At 62.4% G+C, this 14478-nt stretch carries 17 protein-coding genes; 9 read left to right on the top strand and 8 right to left on the bottom strand.

The window, feature by feature from the left end; all coding sequences use genetic code 11:
* Positions 1-28: 28 nt before the first annotated feature.
* The 3 genes from RB2654_RS22260 to RB2654_RS04105 form a co-directional block, all read right to left on the bottom strand.
* On the bottom strand, positions 29-1126 hold the full coding sequence (locus tag RB2654_RS22260) for a Hint domain-containing protein (protein ID WP_008328865.1): 1098 nt from the start codon (positions 1124-1126) through the stop codon (positions 29-31).
* Positions 1127-1198: 72 nt separating this feature from the next.
* Positions 1199-2410: an NADP-dependent isocitrate dehydrogenase gene (locus tag RB2654_RS04110; protein WP_008328864.1), complete on the bottom strand. Its 1212-nt coding sequence runs from the start codon at positions 2408-2410 to the stop codon at positions 1199-1201.
* A gap of 158 nt (positions 2411-2568) precedes the next feature.
* Positions 2569-3357: an enoyl-CoA hydratase gene (locus RB2654_RS04105; RefSeq protein ID WP_008328862.1), complete on the bottom strand. Its 789-nt coding sequence runs from the start codon at positions 3355-3357 to the stop codon at positions 2569-2571.
* Positions 3358-3412: 55 nt separating this feature from the next.
* On the opposite strand from RB2654_RS04105, the gene RB2654_RS04100 reads away from it, so the two are divergent.
* From RB2654_RS04100 to RB2654_RS04060, 9 genes are all read left to right on the top strand, one after another.
* Positions 3413-3835, top strand: a complete 423-nt coding sequence (locus RB2654_RS04100) for a PaaI family thioesterase (RefSeq protein WP_008328860.1) — start codon at positions 3413-3415, stop codon at positions 3833-3835.
* A 79-nt stretch (positions 3836-3914) separates the two neighbouring features.
* A complete protein-coding gene (locus tag RB2654_RS04095) occupies positions 3915-4892 on the top strand; it encodes an SLAC1 anion channel family protein (protein WP_008328858.1) in 978 nt (325 codons plus the stop codon).
* Positions 4893-5137: 245 nt separating this feature from the next.
* A complete protein-coding gene (locus tag RB2654_RS04090) occupies positions 5138-5776 on the top strand; it encodes a hypothetical protein (RefSeq protein ID WP_008328857.1) in 639 nt (212 codons plus the stop codon).
* A gap of 129 nt (positions 5777-5905) precedes the next feature.
* Complete coding sequence (gene rplM, locus RB2654_RS04085; protein ID WP_008328855.1) at positions 5906-6370, top strand: 50S ribosomal protein L13; 465 nt, start codon at positions 5906-5908, stop codon at positions 6368-6370.
* Between the two features lie 2 nt (positions 6371-6372).
* Positions 6373-6867 carry a 30S ribosomal protein S9 gene (gene rpsI / locus RB2654_RS04080; RefSeq protein WP_008328853.1) on the top strand — a complete coding sequence of 165 codons (495 nt, stop codon included), beginning with the start codon at positions 6373-6375 and terminating at the stop codon, positions 6865-6867.
* A gap of 196 nt (positions 6868-7063) precedes the next feature.
* On the top strand, positions 7064-7633 hold the full coding sequence (locus RB2654_RS04075) for a cache domain-containing protein (RefSeq protein WP_008328852.1): 570 nt from the start codon (positions 7064-7066) through the stop codon (positions 7631-7633).
* 30 nt (positions 7634-7663) lie between these two features.
* On the top strand, positions 7664-10258 hold the full coding sequence (locus tag RB2654_RS04070) for a methyl-accepting chemotaxis protein (RefSeq protein WP_008328851.1): 2595 nt from the start codon (positions 7664-7666) through the stop codon (positions 10256-10258).
* Positions 10259-10430: 172 nt separating this feature from the next.
* Positions 10431-11330: a chemotaxis-specific protein-glutamate methyltransferase CheB gene (gene cheB / locus RB2654_RS04065; RefSeq protein ID WP_008328850.1), complete on the top strand. Its 900-nt coding sequence runs from the start codon at positions 10431-10433 to the stop codon at positions 11328-11330.
* Positions 11331-11472: 142 nt separating this feature from the next.
* Complete coding sequence (locus tag RB2654_RS04060) at positions 11473-11847, top strand: chemotaxis protein CheD (protein ID WP_008328849.1); 375 nt, start codon at positions 11473-11475, stop codon at positions 11845-11847.
* A 49-nt stretch (positions 11848-11896) separates the two neighbouring features.
* Here the strand turns inward: RB2654_RS04060 and RB2654_RS23305 are convergent, their stop codons facing one another.
* The 5 genes from RB2654_RS23305 to RB2654_RS23855 all read right to left on the bottom strand — a co-directional run.
* A complete protein-coding gene (locus RB2654_RS23305; RefSeq protein WP_148912550.1) occupies positions 11897-12280 on the bottom strand; it encodes a DUF8776 family protein in 384 nt (127 codons plus the stop codon).
* A gap of 2 nt (positions 12281-12282) precedes the next feature.
* Positions 12283-12669, bottom strand: coding sequence for a response regulator (locus tag RB2654_RS04050; protein ID WP_008328846.1), 387 nt, complete (start codon positions 12667-12669; stop codon positions 12283-12285).
* Positions 12669-13505: a CheR family methyltransferase gene (locus RB2654_RS04045; RefSeq protein WP_050771930.1), complete on the bottom strand. Its 837-nt coding sequence runs from the start codon at positions 13503-13505 to the stop codon at positions 12669-12671. The genes RB2654_RS04050 and RB2654_RS04045 overlap by 1 nt, the downstream gene beginning before the upstream one ends.
* Before the next feature lie 62 nt (positions 13506-13567).
* Entirely contained in the window at positions 13568-14047 is a 480-nt protein-coding gene (locus RB2654_RS04040) for a chemotaxis protein CheW (protein ID WP_008328842.1), read from the bottom strand.
* Positions 14044-14478 (bottom strand): chemotaxis protein CheW (locus RB2654_RS23855; protein WP_008328841.1); only part of this gene is annotated, 435 nt, incomplete at its 5' end. The genes RB2654_RS04040 and RB2654_RS23855, both read right to left, overlap by 4 nt.

Below are 14478 nucleotides of genomic sequence, written 5' to 3'. Positions count from 1 at the left end.
GTCGGGGAAGGGAAGAGGCCGCGCGCGTTCAGACCGTCACGTCGCATAGGCCGATGACGGCTTGCGCTTTGCGCGCACGTTTGCGCAATCGCCGGGCATGTCGTGCCGCTTCGGCGCAGGTGACAAGCGGGCGGGCAGGGCGTTCGTGCCGGAGCCCTGGCGGAAGGCTGTTCCCCAACGCGCGCCGGGTCATCGGGCCAAGGTGCAGGCTTTCGCAAGGGGCACCATCCGCGATCAGGACTTCGTGGTGCGCGAGCAGAAGATGAACATAGGTCGCGCCCGAACGCCCATGCAGAACGCGCGCGCCCGGCAGATCGGTCAGGCCGATCGCCGGGGCCAGAACCTCATCCACCCCGAAACTGCGCCGAACCTCGCCCCCGCGCAGAAGCACACGGTGTTGGGGGGACACGACGAGGGTGCGGCGCGGCCAGCCGCCGCCAAGACTGCCGGGCGCGAAGGACACCGGGCGATTTCGGTTGGGGAACCGTCCCAGCGTTACTCGGCGCGCCCCCGTCCAGCGCAAGACCTGCGCGCCATGGTCGAGCGTGCGCACGAGGTCGCCGGGCCCAAGACGCTCCGCCGGCACCGGACCGGACGGCGTGTCGATCATCGTGCCCGCCGTGAAACAGACCACGCCCGCATATGCGACCGTGTTCGTGTCGCCCGTGCTGCTGCTGTTCAGCGCGACATCGCTGCTCGCCTTCGGATAGAACGTGGCCCCCTTTGGCACGTAGTAATAAGGCACCTGAGGCGAGAAGCCCACGTTGGTGCCGTCGATGGTGATGATCCAGACTTCGGCGCCGGAACCGTCGACCAGCGAAAATTCCGAGTAGACCGTGCTGCCCGCCGCATAGGTGACGCCGTTCAGGGTGACGTCTTCGGCAAGCACCGCCATCGCCCCCGTCTCGGCATTATTGTCCTCGAGCATCCCGTCATCGTCGATGACCTTGAGATGCACCGGGCCAGCGCCGGTATAGGTATAGGTCTGCCCGATCCAACTCGGACTCGAGGGGTCGTAGTTCAGGGCCCCGGGATCGTTGGCGTCGAGGTCGGTGTCGCGGTGATCCGGTGTAAGCGCCGCCGGAATCGACACGGCGGACCAGTCGTAGACTCCGATGATCGGCATGGCACGCTCCCCTTCTGCGCCGAAACGCGGGGCGAAAGGTAGCGGGCTTGGGTTACGGAAGGGTTGAGGGCCTTAGCCCAGCGCCTTTTGCAGGTTCTCATCCACAGCGTCGAGGAAGCCGGTGGTGGTGAGCCATCCCTGATCCGGGCCGACCAGAAGGGCGAGATCCTTGGTCATCTGTCCGCCCTCGACGGTCGCGATCACGACGGCCTCTAGCGTGTCCGCGAACGCCTTGAGCTTGGCATTGTCGTCCAGCTTGGCGCGGTGCTTCAGCGCCCCGGTCCAGGCATAGATCGACGCGATCGAGTTGGTCGAGGTCGCCTCGCCCTTCTGGTGCTGGCGATAATGGCGGGTGACGGTGCCGTGGGCCGCCTCGGCCTCGACGATCTTACCGTCCGGGGTCATGAGTTGGCTGGTCATCAGCCCGAGCGAGCCATAGCCCTGCGCCACCGTGTCGGACTGCACATCGCCGTCGTAGTTCTTGCAGGCCCAGACATAGCCGCCCGACCATTTCAGCGAGGAGGCGACCATATCGTCGATCAGCCGGTGTTCGTACCACAGGCCCAGCTCGTCGAACCGGTCCTTGAATTCTTCGTCGAACACCTGCTGGAACAGATCCTTGAAGCGCCCGTCATAGGCCTTGATGATCGTGTTCTTGGTGGACAGATACACGGGCCACTTGAGGTTGAGGCCGTAGTTGAAACTGGCCCGCGCGAAATCGATGATGCTCTCATCGAGGTTATACATCGCCATCGTCACGCCCGCGCCGGGGGCGTCGTAGACCTCACGCTCGATCACGGTGCCATCCTCACCCTCGAACTTCAGCGTGATCTTGCCCTTGCCGGGGAAGGTGAAATCGGTGGCCTTGTATTGGTCCCCGAAGGCATGGCGCCCGACGACCACCGGCTTGGTCCAGCCCGGCACGAGGCGCGGCACGTTCTTGCAGATGATCGGTTGGCGAAACACCACGCCGCCCAGGATGTTGCGGATCGTGCCGTTGGGCGACTTCCACATCTTCTTGAGCCCGAATTCCTCGACCCGCGCCTCGTCCGGCGTGATGGTGGCGCATTTCACGCCGACGCCCACCTCCTTGATCTTCATCGCCGCGTCCACGGTGATCTGATCGTCGGTCTCGTCGCGCTTCTGGATCGACAGATCGTAATAGAGCAGGTCGATGTCGAGATAGGGTTCGATCAACTGCGTCTTGATGAGATCCCAGATGATGCGGGTCATCTCGTCCCCGTCGATATCGACGATGGGGTTGTCGACCTTGATCTTGTCCATGAGGCGCGCTCCTGTGGGATGAGAGTCGCGGGAAGCCTAGCGCCTTTGCAGGTGCAGCGAAAGCGGGGTGGGTGTGTTCGTGCGTGGCGGGTGTGGATGGGGCGGGAGCGAGGGGCCAGCCCCTCGCGCTCCCCGAAGTATTTATGAAACAGAGAAGATCAGGCGGGCCAGTCGGGTTTGCGCTTTTCGATGAAGGCCTGAATGCCCTCGGCGGTGTACGTGTCCATCATGTTGTGGACCATGACGTCGCCGGTGAAGGCATAGGCGGCATCCAGTGGCATCTGGAGTTGCTCGTAAAAGGCCTGTTTGCCGATCTTGACGGCGGAGGCGAGTTTTTCGGCCACAGTGATCGCGAGCGCGGTGGTTTCGGCTTCGAGGTCTTCGGGGGCGACGACACGGTTGACGAGGCCCAGATCGCGGGCGCGGCTGGCGTCGATGAATTCGCCCGTGGTCAGCATTTCGAACGCTTGTTTGCGCGGCACGTTGCGGCTGAGGGCGACCATGGGCGTGGAGCAGAAAAGGCCGATGTTCACGCCGTTCACGCCGAACCGGGTGCCGGTCGCGGCGACCGCCATGTCGCAGGAGGCGACGAGTTGGCAGCCGGCGGCGGTGGCGATGCCGTGTGCGCGGGCGATGACCGGCTGGGGCAGGGTGGGGATCATCTGCATGACCTCGCCGCAGCGGGCGAACAGGTCCGCGAAATAGGCGCGCCCGCCGTCCTCGCTTTGCCGCCCGGCCTGCATTTCCTTGAGGTCATGGCCCGCGCAGAACGCCTTGCCCGCGCCCGCCAGAACCACGGCCTTGATCGAACGATCCTCGCGCAGCGCCGCGAACTCGGCCTTGAGCGCGGCCAGCATGGCGTCGGACAGCGCGTTCAGCTTGCCCGGATCGTTCAGTGTCAGCGTCGCGATTGACGCCACGTCCTCGCGCAGCAGGATATCCGTCATCTTGTCCTCCCTTGTCCGTTGACCAACGATAGGCGCGACATGAAGGAGGATAAAGATGCAGTTGAAGATGTCGCTGGACGAGTTGAACGTGTTCCTCGTCGAGCATTTCCCGCAGGTGGCCGGCGATTTCGAGGTGCTGGACGTGTCCCCGATGCGGATCACCACCCGCGCGCTGGTGGATGACAAGCATCTCAGGCCCGGCAACACCGTGTCGGGTCCGACCATGTTCGCGCTGGCGGACGTGTCGGTTTACCTCGGTATCCTCGCCATGATCGGGCCCAAGGCGCTGGCGGTCACGACGAATTGCGCCATCGACTTCATGCGTAAGCCCGTCGCCAATGCGAACCTGCGGGCCGAGACGCGGATTCTGAAGCTCGGCAAAGTCCTCGCCGTGGGCGATACGCTCATCTACTCTGAAGGTCAGGATGCGCCGGTCGCGCGGGCGGGGCTGACCTATTCGATCCCGCCGGAGCAATGACGGCCCGTTGATTTGGGTCAAGGTTTGGCGCCGGGAACACATGCAGTATCCGTAATGTGAACGGATCGGGAGAGACAGGATGACCGAGGCAACGGGCGACGCCATTGCGGGAAACCGGCTGGAGCATTTTCCCATCACCTTCTTCGCCATCGTCATGGGGCTTCTGGGCCTGACGCTGGCCTTGCGCGCCTCGGCCCCCGTGCTGGGGTGGACCGAAGCGGTGGCCGAGGTCATGGTCTGGGTGGCCGTCGGTGTGATGGTCACTATCGCCGCGTTCTACCTCGCCAAGCTTCTGCGCCACCCCCGCGCCGTGATCGAGGAGTGGCAGCATCCGGTGCGGATCGCGTTCTTTCCGACAATGACGATTTCGCTGCTTCTGCTGGCGACCGCCCTGCGCGACACTCATCCGGCCCTGTCCGAGCCGCTCTGGATCGTCGGGGCCGCCGGGCAGGCGGTGCTGACCATCGCGGTCGTGACCGGCTGGATCAGCCATCGGTCGTTTCAGGTCGGGCACCTGACGCCCGCGTGGTTCATCCCGGCCGTCGGCAACGTGATCGTCCCGGTGGCCGGCGCGCGCATGGGCTATATCGAACTGTCGTGGCTGTTCTTCGCGGGCGGCATGATGTTCTGGGGTGTGCTCTTGACCCTCGTCATGAACCGGCTGGTGTTTCACGACCCGATCCCGGCCCGGCTGTTTCCGACCATGGTGATCCTGATCGCGCCGCCGTCGGTCGCCTTCGTGGCCTATATCGCGATGGTAGGGGCCGTCGACGGGTTCGCGCGCAGCCTGATCTACATCGCCTATATCTTCGCGGCCCTCGTGGTGGCGCAGATCCCGCGCCTCGCCCGGATTCCTTTCGCCCTGAGTTGGTGGGCGCTGTCGTTCCCGCTGGCCGCGCTGTCGATCGCGTCGTTCCTGTTCGCGCGTCTGGAAGGAACGGCGGCGCATCAGGCCATCGGCCTTGGGGTGCTGGTGATCCTGATCCTCGTCGTGATCGGTCTGGTCTACCGCACGGTTCTGGCCACGTTGCGGGGCGAAATCTGCCGTCCTGAGTGACGCGGCGGGGTTTGCCTGCTCCGAAAGGATTCGGGCGGCTACGGTTTGCGTGCGGGCGATGCGGGGGCGTGGTCCGGCCGCGCCCCTTTGATCGTATGCAATCGGTGGTCAATGTGTGAGGCTGACGCATGATTGTCTCCGCCACGGTAACGAGACAACGTGTTTCTTCTACCGGCTCTTAACTTTCGCTCGGAGATTGGACCATTTCGGTTATTCTGGAATCGCAAGGAACGAGCCGCAAGTCCATGAAAGAACATACGAAAGCGGTCTTGGAGGCCTGTACGGGGCAACTCGTCGCGCTGGGGCTTATGCGCCGGCGCCGTGGCCTTGCCGTCTGGCAGATGAACGACGAGATGTGGGGGGGCGTCGGGATGCAGGCGCAATTCCTGCGCTCCGGCGCGATGCGCGTCATTCCGGTGCCGCAGGTCGTGTGGGATCCGGTCGAGCAACTCGTCGCACATGGCAAGGGAACCGGGTATCGCCCGTGGAGCGCGACGGCGATCACGCGGTCCCGTGTCGTGCTGCCCGAAAAGCGCATGGGGCCTTTCGAGTTCCGCGATCCCGAAGTGCAGGGGGCGATGCTGGACAAGTTCGGCGTCTTCGTGCGCCAGCGTCTGATCCCCACGATCCTCGAAATGGCGGATGAGCGCGAGATTCTGCGCCATTACCGTGCCGAGGCCTACAAGGGGCTGGGGCGCGCTGAACATGCGCTGGCGATCCTCGCCTGGACGCACAAGAGCCTTGAACTCGAAGATGACTTCGGGTCGCTCCTCAGACAACAGACGCAGGACGAGACGCGCGCGAGCCTCGAGGCGTTTCACCACCGTCTGCGCGGGTCCGAGGAGGCGCGGGCGCTCATCGCACCGGAAATCAGGCCCGAATAGTTGGGGTAAAATAATACCCAAATTGCAAGTCATTGAAATTGCTTGCATTTGCCGGAAACAAAGCCCTTGACCGGGCGCGCGAAATCACTAAAACCGCGCCATCCGACAACCCACCAAGGGCCGAATGACATGAAAACCTTTTCTGCAACCCCTGCAGATATCGACAAGAAATGGGTCGTGATCGACGCCGAGGGCGTTGTTCTGGGCCGTCTTGCCTCGATCATCGCCATGCGTCTGCGTGGCAAGCACAAGCCCAGCTTCACCCCGCACATGGATTGCGGTGACAATGTCATCGTCATCAATGCCGACAAGGTGCAGCTGACCGGCAAGAAGCGTGCCGACAAGATCCATTACTGGCACACCGGTTTTCCGGGCGGGATCAAGAACCGCACCGCCGGCCAGATCCTCGAAGGCGAATACCCCGAGCGTCTCCTGACCCTCGCGGTCAAGCGCATGTTGCCGGGCAACCGCCTGAGCCGCCAGCAGATGACCAACCTGCGCGTCTACGCCGGGGCCGAGCATCCGCATGAGGCCCAGTCGCCCGAAGTGCTGGATGTCAAATCCATGAACAAAAAGAATTCGCGTGAGGGCTGATCATGGCTGAAGAAATCAAATCGCTTGATGAGCTGAACTCGGTCGTCGAAGGCACCGAAGGCGAAACCGTCATCGAAACATCGGCGCCGCGCGAACCCGTTCGTGACGAGCTGGGCCGTTCCTATGCCACCGGCAAGCGCAAGGACGCGGTCGCCCGCGTCTGGATCAAGCCGGGCTCCGGCAAGGTCACCGTCAACGGCAAGGAGATGGACAAGTACTTCGCCCGTCCCGTGCTTCAGATGATCCTGCGTCAGCCCTTCACCGTCGCCGGTGTCGAAGGTGAATTCGACGTGATGGCGACCGTCGTGGGCGGTGGTCTTTCGGGGCAGGCCGGTGCGGTCAAGCACGGCATCTCGAAGGCGCTGCAACTGTACGAACCGTCGCTGCGCCCGGCGCTTAAGGCCGCGGGTTTCCTGACCCGTGACAGCCGCGTCGTGGAACGGAAGAAATACGGCCGTGCGAAAGCCCGCCGCAGCTTCCAGTTCTCGAAGCGCTGATCCCAAGGGATCGTTTATGTCGGAAGGGCCGCTCGTTGGAGCGGCCCTTTCTCGTTTGAAATCAACAATTTGAAAGATGTTCCTAAATCTGCGCCGCAGGGTTTGAGGGCCATTAACCGACGAGAAAGACAAGCCGCGTAGGGTCTCGCACCATGTCCCCGATCCCGGGGGAAATGTCCTGCAACGGAGACCCGACATGAAATCACTTCTCGCCACCGCGCTGGCCCTGGGCCTCGCGACCCCCGTTCTCGCCGACGATGCCTCCACGGCGATGGGGGCCTTTCTCGACGAAAATGTCGCGCCCTGGGCGACGGACCCGGTTCTCGTCGATGCGATCCGCGCCCAGAACGAGGCGCACGCGGGCCTGACACAGGCCAATATCGACGCAATGGATCAGGCGTGGCGAAACGAGGTGGGGCAGGCCGACACCCCGACGATCTCGCGCGTCATCGACAGCGCGGCATCGGATTTCCTGCGTGCACGTGTCGATGCCTCGGCCGGGGCCATCACCGAAGTGTTCATCATGGACAATCACGGGCTGAACGTCGCGGCTTCGGCGACGACGTCCGACTTCTGGCAGGGCGACGAAGCCAAGTTCTCCGAAACCTACGGTGTGGGTGCCGACGCGCGCCATTTCTCCGAGATCGAGAAAGACGAATCGACCCGCTCCTATCAGGGCCAAGCGTCCTTCGCGATCACCGACCCGGACAGCGGCGAGGTCATCGGTGCGATGACCGTCGGCATCAACGCCGAAGCCCTGTTCTAATCCAAGACGACCAACTGGAGACGCAAGGTCATGGACAAGACTGAGAAATCCCAAAAGCGCGGCGGTGTCCGCATCAATTCGATCTTCTTGAAGCTCGCGGGCGTCATCTTTGTCATGTCGACCTTGCTGACCGCCCTGACGTCGTGGCTTTACACGGGCGCGGCGGTCTACGAGCTCGAAACCGTGTTGAAGCATTCGGCGCTGGAAATCTCCGAGATGACGGCTGACTCCTTGGGCGGCGCGATCGCCTTCGGCGACGCCGAAGACATTTCGGCGCAGATTCACGGCCTGACCGATCACGAAAATGCCGAGACGGTGCATGGCCTTGCAACGAAAGCGGACGGAAGCGTGATTTCCGCGGGAGGGCAAGCACCGGACCTCGAAAGCGAACTCACGACATTGGCGGAACGCGCGGTCGGGACCGGTGAAACGGTCGTGTCCGAAGACGGCTACAACATCGCCGTGCCCGTGTTTTACGGCGAACGCGACAGTGCCGTGGGCGCTGTGGCCTTGGCCTGGACGGCTGAACACCTTATCGCCGAGGCGCGACTGGTTCAGAACCGCGTCATCCTGATCTCGGCCGCTGTCGTGCTGGCGGGGCTGCTCCTCATGATGGCCGGAATCCGCGCCTGGATCACCAAGCCTCTCGTCGGCGTCTCCAGAATCGTCGACGAGGTGTCGCGCGAGAACTACGACATCGACATCAAGACGGCGCGGCGCGGCGACGAACTCGGCGATCTCGGGAAATCCGTCGACAGCCTCCGCACGACCTTGAAAATGGGCACCGAACTGGCGCAGGAAAACCGGTTCCGTGGCAAGGCGTTTGAGGCCTCCTCCGCCGCCATCATGATGGCGAGCGCCGACATGCGCATCATGTCCGCGAACAACTCTGTCATGGAAATCATGCGCAAGTTCCGGACCGATTTCGAAAAGGCCGCGAAGGGGTTCGACCCCGAGAACGTCGTCGGAACCGACATGGATTTCTTCCACCCCGGCGCGTTGAAGGACAAGGTGCGCCGACTGCTCGGTGATCCCGCCAACCTTCCCTACAAGGCGAACATCAGCGTCGGCGAAGGCCGCTTCGAACTGGTCATCAGCAGCGTCGAAAACGATGACGGTTCTCTCGAAGGCTACGTAATCGAATGGTCCGACAAGACCGAGCAATACATGAACGAGGCGATCCTGACGGCCATCGAATCGAACCAGATCAAGGCCGAATTCGGCGTCTCGGGCGAACTTCTCGACGCGAACCCCCTGTTCCGCTCGGCCTGCAACATGGGAACCGGAGACCTTCGTGGCGTCCGCACCGACGAGGTGTTCGACTTCGACACGACCTTGGCCGAAGAGCGTGGCACCGTCTTTGACCGTCTTCGCAAGGGCCAAACCGTCTATGGATCGTTCAAGCTGAAGCGGCGCGGGGGCGGCGTCACGATCGTGGACGGCGGTTTCACACCCGTCCAGGATGTCCACGGGAAGCTTCTGCGCATCATTCTGGTCGGAAACGACGTGACCGAAGATCGTGAAGCCCTCGACCGGGCCGACGCGGAACGCCAAGCGGCCAAGGTCACCCAGGACAAGGTCGTGGACGCGCTGCGCGAAGGTCTGGAAGCTCTGGCCGAGGGTGATCTGATGACCCGGATCGACGAGGCCTTCACCGAGGATTATGAACAACTGCGCAACGACTTCAACAAGGCGGCCGACAAGCTGCTGGAGGCGATGCGCGGCGTGATCGAGAACGCCGATCTCATCACCGGCGAGGCGGCCGAGATTTCCACCGCCGCCGACGACCTGTCGGCCCGGACCGAGAAACAGGCCGCGACGCTGGAGGAAACCGCCTCCGCGCTCGATCAACTCACCTCGTCGGTGCGGTCGGCGGCCGATGGCGCGACCCATGCCAACGAGATCGTCGACAAGGCCCGCGAGAACGCGGAAGCCTCGGGCGAGGTCGTGCGCGAGGCTGTGACGGCGATGGGCGAGATCGAGAACTCGTCGACCCAGATCTCCAAGATCACCGGCGTCATCGACGACATCGCGTTCCAGACGAACCTTCTGGCCCTGAACGCGGGCGTCGAGGCGGCACGGGCCGGCGAGGCCGGGCGCGGCTTCGCCGTCGTCGCCTCGGAGGTCCGGGCGCTGGCGCAGCGGTCGTCCGATGCCGCCCGTGAAATCAACGAGCTGATCTCGGCGTCGGGCGGTCAGGTCAAACGCGGCGTGGACCTTGTCGGACAGGCGGGCGAGGCGCTGAAAGGGATCGTCGAAAGCGTGTCGGAAATCTCCAAACACGTCTCCGAGATCGCCGTAAGCTCGCGCGAGCAAAGCTCGGGTCTTGCCGAAATCAACGCGGCGGTGAACCAGCTCGATCAGGTGACCCAGCAGAACGCGGCGATGTTCGAGCAGACGACCGCAGCGAGCCATGCGCTGACCCGCGAAGCCGAAACGCTGGCCCGGACCATGGGCCGCTTCCAGACCGGCGCCCCGGCCAGCGACGCGGCGGCCCCCGTGGCCTTCACGACCAAACGCGACACCGCACCCGCGCGACCGCAAGCCAGCGCGGCCCGGGCGACCGGAACCACCGCTACCGCCGTGGCGCAGGCGCCCGACGATGATGGGTGGGACGAATTCTGAGGGACGCGGCGCAAATGACCCGTCCCCGCCGCGTCCTGATCGTGGACGACTCCTCAACGATGCGAAAACTGATCCGCACCGGCCTCGAAGGAGACAATCGCCTTGAGATCGTCGGCGAAGCGTCCTCAGCGCGCGACGCGCGAGATATGGTAAGAGCCTGAGCCCCGACATCATGACGCTCGATATTGAAATGCCGGGCATGGACGGGCTGCAATTCCTTGAAAGGTTGATGCGGTCCCGGCCTATGCCGGTCGTCATGGTATCTTCGCTGACGGCCAAGGGCAGCGAAGCGGCTTTACGCGCCCTGTCCCTCGGTGCGCTCGACTGTGTGGAGAAACCTCGGTTCGGCGCAACGCAGTCCACCCTCGCGCATCTTGCTGAATTGCTCTTCGAGCTTTCAACCTCGAGCATAGCGCCGCGACGGGACAGGCTGCGCCCCAAAAAGGTCCCGCAAGCGGATGATTTCCGATGGAACGGAAAAACCATCTTGATTGGGGCGTCTACGGGAGGTGTCGAAGCGTTGGAGAGTGTCTTCTCAGAGTTTCCTGAGAATTGCCCGCCGACGATGGTGACCCAGCATATGCCCGAGAATTTTCTGGCGAGTTTCGCGGTTCGGCTCAACGCAGCCGTTGTCCCGCGGGTCCGCCTAGCCCGCGATAAAATGCGCGTACAGCAGGGCGAGGTCGTGATCGCACCCGGCGGCCACTATCACTTGCACATCGACGCGGATGAGCCATTCCAGACAAACCTCGTCACCGCGCCGAAGCGTTCCGGCCATCGCCCGTCAGTCGATGAGATGTTCTTGTCCGCAGTCCCTCATGCGTCATCGATTGTGGCGGCGCTCTTGACCGGGATGGGCCGCGATGGTGCAGAAGGCCTCAGGTCGCTACGAAATGCCGGCGCCACCACCTTTGGCCAGGACGAAAACACATGTGTCGTCTACGGGATGCCCCGTGTCGCAGCCGTTATGGGTGGTGTTCAGGAAGCGGTGCCATTGCCGAAGATTGCCACGCGTCTGTTACGGGAAACGTCGAAGCCGGATTCTAGAGTTCGGGAGGTCGAACGTGAGTAGCCTGCAACAGAAAAAGTCCGGTCGGACCTATATATCCCAAGGCGATTTCGCAATCGACGGGGGACCCGATGCCGTCATTGCGACCCTGCTGGGGTCCTGCATCTCCGCCTGCATATGGGATCCGGGTCGAGGGATCGGTGGAATGAACCATGTCCTGTTTGTCGACGATACTCGATCGGCCGATGCGGCCTTTGGATTCGGCGTCAATGCCATGGAACTTCTCATAAACGGCCTGCTCCGTCTTGGTGCGGACCGGCGGACCCTCCGAGCGAAGGTGTTCGGTGGCGCGCGGATGATCGACGGCCTGTCGGATGCGGGCCTTCGGAATGCAGCTTTCGTGCGAGATTTTCTCGAGACAGAAGGCATCGTCGAAGTCGGAAACGACATCGGAGGCACCAGCGCGCGCCGCGTCGAGTTCTGGCCGGGGACCGGGCGTGCGAGATTGAAGTACGTGTCGCAAGAGGTGCCTCTGCGCTCTCCGGAACGCACCGAGAAGAAGGATGTCGAGCTTTTCTGAGTTGCCTAGCCCTTCATTACAATCGAAGCGTCACAGGATGTCGCTCGACCTAGAAGAACGTGACCTCATTCTCGTCAGACGGATCCATGTTGGAGAGGTCCGGAAACAGCCGATGCCGAAGGCTGGCCAACTTCAAAAGGCTGGCCAGAGCCTTGTCGTCAGGAGTCAACTCCTGTGAGGCCCGACCAATTTCATTCAACAGGCAAGCCAAGTCGGCGAGGACCTGATGAAGCCGATCCAGATCCTGGAGCATATGGAATTCCCCAACGAGATCCGGATGGTCGGTCTTGTCCAAGAGTGACGACACCAGAACTTGTAGACGTCCACAATCTTGTGAAGCGTTTTTCAGTTCGTCGCCGACCCGCCGTACCAAATTGAGTTCGGCGCGCCGAGGGTCTGAATCAAATCGCGCAACGCCCCGGTTGTCAGCCATCGTCAAAGGCGTCCGACGATAGCTTCGATCGATTTGCGAAGATCGTCCGGCTGAAAGGGTTTCGGGAGGAAATTGTTCATCCCGAGCTTTTTACCGGTCTCGATGATTGTCTTGTCGGCTTTGCCGGTGATTAAAAGGAAGCCGACCCGGCGCGTTTGTGCGCCGGACCGGAGAGCGTGAAGCAGCTGCAAACCGTTCATACCGGGCATGTTCATGTCCGAAATGACAAGATGAACCGGCCACTGCGCGATTTTCTGGAGCGCTGACTGACCGTCTGCGGCCGTTTCAACCTGCCGTACCCCGAAACCGTCCAACGCCTGTGTCAGGAGGCCGCGGCTTGTCGACATGTCGTCAACGACAAGAATTCTGATCTGGTCTCTGAGGGGCATCAGCTTTCCTTTCCCGTGGCCGTGATCGGGACATCGGTCCGGCGATAAGTGGTGACACTCGATTTTGCGAAGTAGGCTTCTGCGCATGGCGAGATACGCTCGCTATGGCCCAGAAAAAGCCAGCCGCCCGGCCGGATGCGTTCGGCGAATTTCGACCACAGCCGCGACTGGGTCTCTTTATCGAAGTAGATCACAACGTTGCGGCAGAAAACGGCATCGAAGCGACCAGTCATTGGCCAAGGTTTCAGGAGATTGCGAACACGAAACGTCACCGCATCGCGCAAGGCACCTTTGGCATTGAACGTGCCCGATCCATCGGCTTGGAAATAGCGCGACAGATGCTCGTCCGAAAGCCCGCCGAGCATTTGCTTCGGATAGGCGCCGGTTCGTGCGAACGAGATCACATCCGGATCGATGTCAGTCGCAAGGATCTTGCAACCGTTTTCTGGTCCCAGCCCAACGCCGTTGAGCACCATCGCGATCGTGTATGGCTCTTGCCCATTTGCGCAGCCTGCAGACCAAATCCGTGTGGGCTGCCCTGCGCCCGCTCTTTCCAATAGGTCTTTCGCGACATCCGTGGCGAGGAGATCGAAGTGATGGCTTTCGCGGAAGAAGTGAGAAACGTTCGTCGTAAGCGCGGAAATCAGTTGACCAAGTTCGTCCGCGCCTTCTGGTCGCTCGACAAGATCGCAATACCCTTCGTAACTGGACAGGCCGAGGTGCCTGAGCCTGCGGGCGAGGCGTGTGCGGACCATGTCGGATTTGTTATCGGCGATGGCGAGGCCCGCCTCCCGCATGGCAATGTGGGCGAGGCGACGAAACGAGTCGGGGGACATGACCGGCCCCTGGAGCGCGAAGTCATGAGAGCGCCCGCCCTTTACGTGGTGGAGGTCAGAGGTCACGCGGCTTCCTCGTCCGAACGCGGGATAACGGCGCCGAGGTCGAGCACGCGGATCATGCGGTTGTCCATAATCGTCAGCGCGGAGACGAAGCTGCGTTGCTGATCCGCGGGAAGGTCGGGGGGCTGCTGAAGATCGCCTTCAGATATGGCGAGAATGTCGGAAACCGCATCGACCATAAGGCCGACGACCCGCTCACCGATGGCCACCACGATGATGACGTTCCGCTCGCTGTCCGTCTCCGTACCCAGTTCAAGGCGCCCCGCGAGATCCATGATCGGAAGGACCGTGCCGCGCAGGTTGATCACGCCGATCATGTAGGGTGGCGAATGAGGAAGCGTCGTTGCCTTGGCCCCGCCACGGATTTCGCGAACCTGCATGATATCGACGCAGTAATCCTGCCGTCCTACGAGAAAGGACAGATACTCGCGGACCGAGCCATCGGTCGTCTTGTCTGCCAGAGTGTCAGGATCGGTCATGTGAAGTCTCCGTGCGAAGAGGAACCTGAAAGCGATTTTGGCCCGCTGACGGCGGATGAGATCTTGGTCAGCCCCGAGGCTTGGGCGATCAGGTCGATGGGGTCGAGGATCAGAGCGATCTGACCATCGCCCAAGATGGTGGCCGCCGCGATTCCGGGCACACGGCCATAGGATTCCTGAAGGCCTTTGATGACCACTTGCCGCTGGTCTTCGATGGCATCCACGACCACTGCGGCGGACAGACCGTCTTCTTGCCCGATGAGCAAAACCACGCCGCCGGTGTAGTCGTCGAGGGGTGTCCGGTAGCCGAGTTCGGCGCCGAGATCGATGAGTGGGACAAAACTGTCGCGGATATTGATGACGTGCGTGGATGGCCCGAAGGCGCGCAGATCCTCTTGCGTCACGGCAAGGGTTTCGAAAATCGCGTTGAG

The organism is Maritimibacter alkaliphilus HTCC2654 (assembly GCF_000152805.1).
Lineage (GTDB): Bacteria > Pseudomonadota > Alphaproteobacteria > Rhodobacterales > Rhodobacteraceae > Maritimibacter > Maritimibacter alkaliphilus.
Note: the sequence above shows the minus strand (reverse complement) of the source record. Positions and strands in the feature narration are given on the sequence as shown.

What these genes read in the sequence shown, in the direction of transcription:
- RB2654_RS04060 (WP_008328849.1), top strand. Translation starts at nt 11,473, where the DNA reads ATGAACCATGTCCTGTTTGTCGACGATACTCGATCGGCCGATGCGGCC.
- RB2654_RS04110 (WP_008328864.1), bottom strand. Translation starts at nt 2,410, where the DNA reads ATGGACAAGATCAAGGTCGACAACCCCATCGTCGATATCGACGGGGAC.
- RB2654_RS23305 (WP_148912550.1), bottom strand. Translation starts at nt 12,280, where the DNA reads ATGGCTGACAACCGGGGCGTTGCGCGATTTGATTCAGACCCTCGGCGC.
- RB2654_RS04075 (WP_008328852.1), top strand. Translation starts at nt 7,064, where the DNA reads ATGAAATCACTTCTCGCCACCGCGCTGGCCCTGGGCCTCGCGACCCCC.
- cheB (WP_008328850.1), top strand. Translation starts at nt 10,431, where the DNA reads ATGACGCTCGATATTGAAATGCCGGGCATGGACGGGCTGCAATTCCTT.
- RB2654_RS22260 (WP_008328865.1), bottom strand. Translation starts at nt 1,126, where the DNA reads ATGCCGATCATCGGAGTCTACGACTGGTCCGCCGTGTCGATTCCGGCG.
- RB2654_RS04090 (WP_008328857.1), top strand. Translation starts at nt 5,138, where the DNA reads ATGAAAGAACATACGAAAGCGGTCTTGGAGGCCTGTACGGGGCAACTC.
- RB2654_RS04040 (WP_008328842.1), bottom strand. Translation starts at nt 14,047, where the DNA reads ATGACCGATCCTGACACTCTGGCAGACAAGACGACCGATGGCTCGGTC.
- rpsI (WP_008328853.1), top strand. Translation starts at nt 6,373, where the DNA reads ATGGCTGAAGAAATCAAATCGCTTGATGAGCTGAACTCGGTCGTCGAA.
- RB2654_RS04095 (WP_008328858.1), top strand. Translation starts at nt 3,915, where the DNA reads ATGACCGAGGCAACGGGCGACGCCATTGCGGGAAACCGGCTGGAGCAT.
- rplM (WP_008328855.1), top strand. Translation starts at nt 5,906, where the DNA reads ATGAAAACCTTTTCTGCAACCCCTGCAGATATCGACAAGAAATGGGTC.
- RB2654_RS04045 (WP_050771930.1), bottom strand. Translation starts at nt 13,505, where the DNA reads ATGTCCCCCGACTCGTTTCGTCGCCTCGCCCACATTGCCATGCGGGAG.
- RB2654_RS04100 (WP_008328860.1), top strand. Translation starts at nt 3,413, where the DNA reads ATGCAGTTGAAGATGTCGCTGGACGAGTTGAACGTGTTCCTCGTCGAG.
- RB2654_RS04050 (WP_008328846.1), bottom strand. Translation starts at nt 12,669, where the DNA reads ATGCCCCTCAGAGACCAGATCAGAATTCTTGTCGTTGACGACATGTCG.
- RB2654_RS04105 (WP_008328862.1), bottom strand. Translation starts at nt 3,357, where the DNA reads ATGACGGATATCCTGCTGCGCGAGGACGTGGCGTCAATCGCGACGCTG.
- RB2654_RS04070 (WP_008328851.1), top strand. Translation starts at nt 7,664, where the DNA reads ATGGACAAGACTGAGAAATCCCAAAAGCGCGGCGGTGTCCGCATCAAT.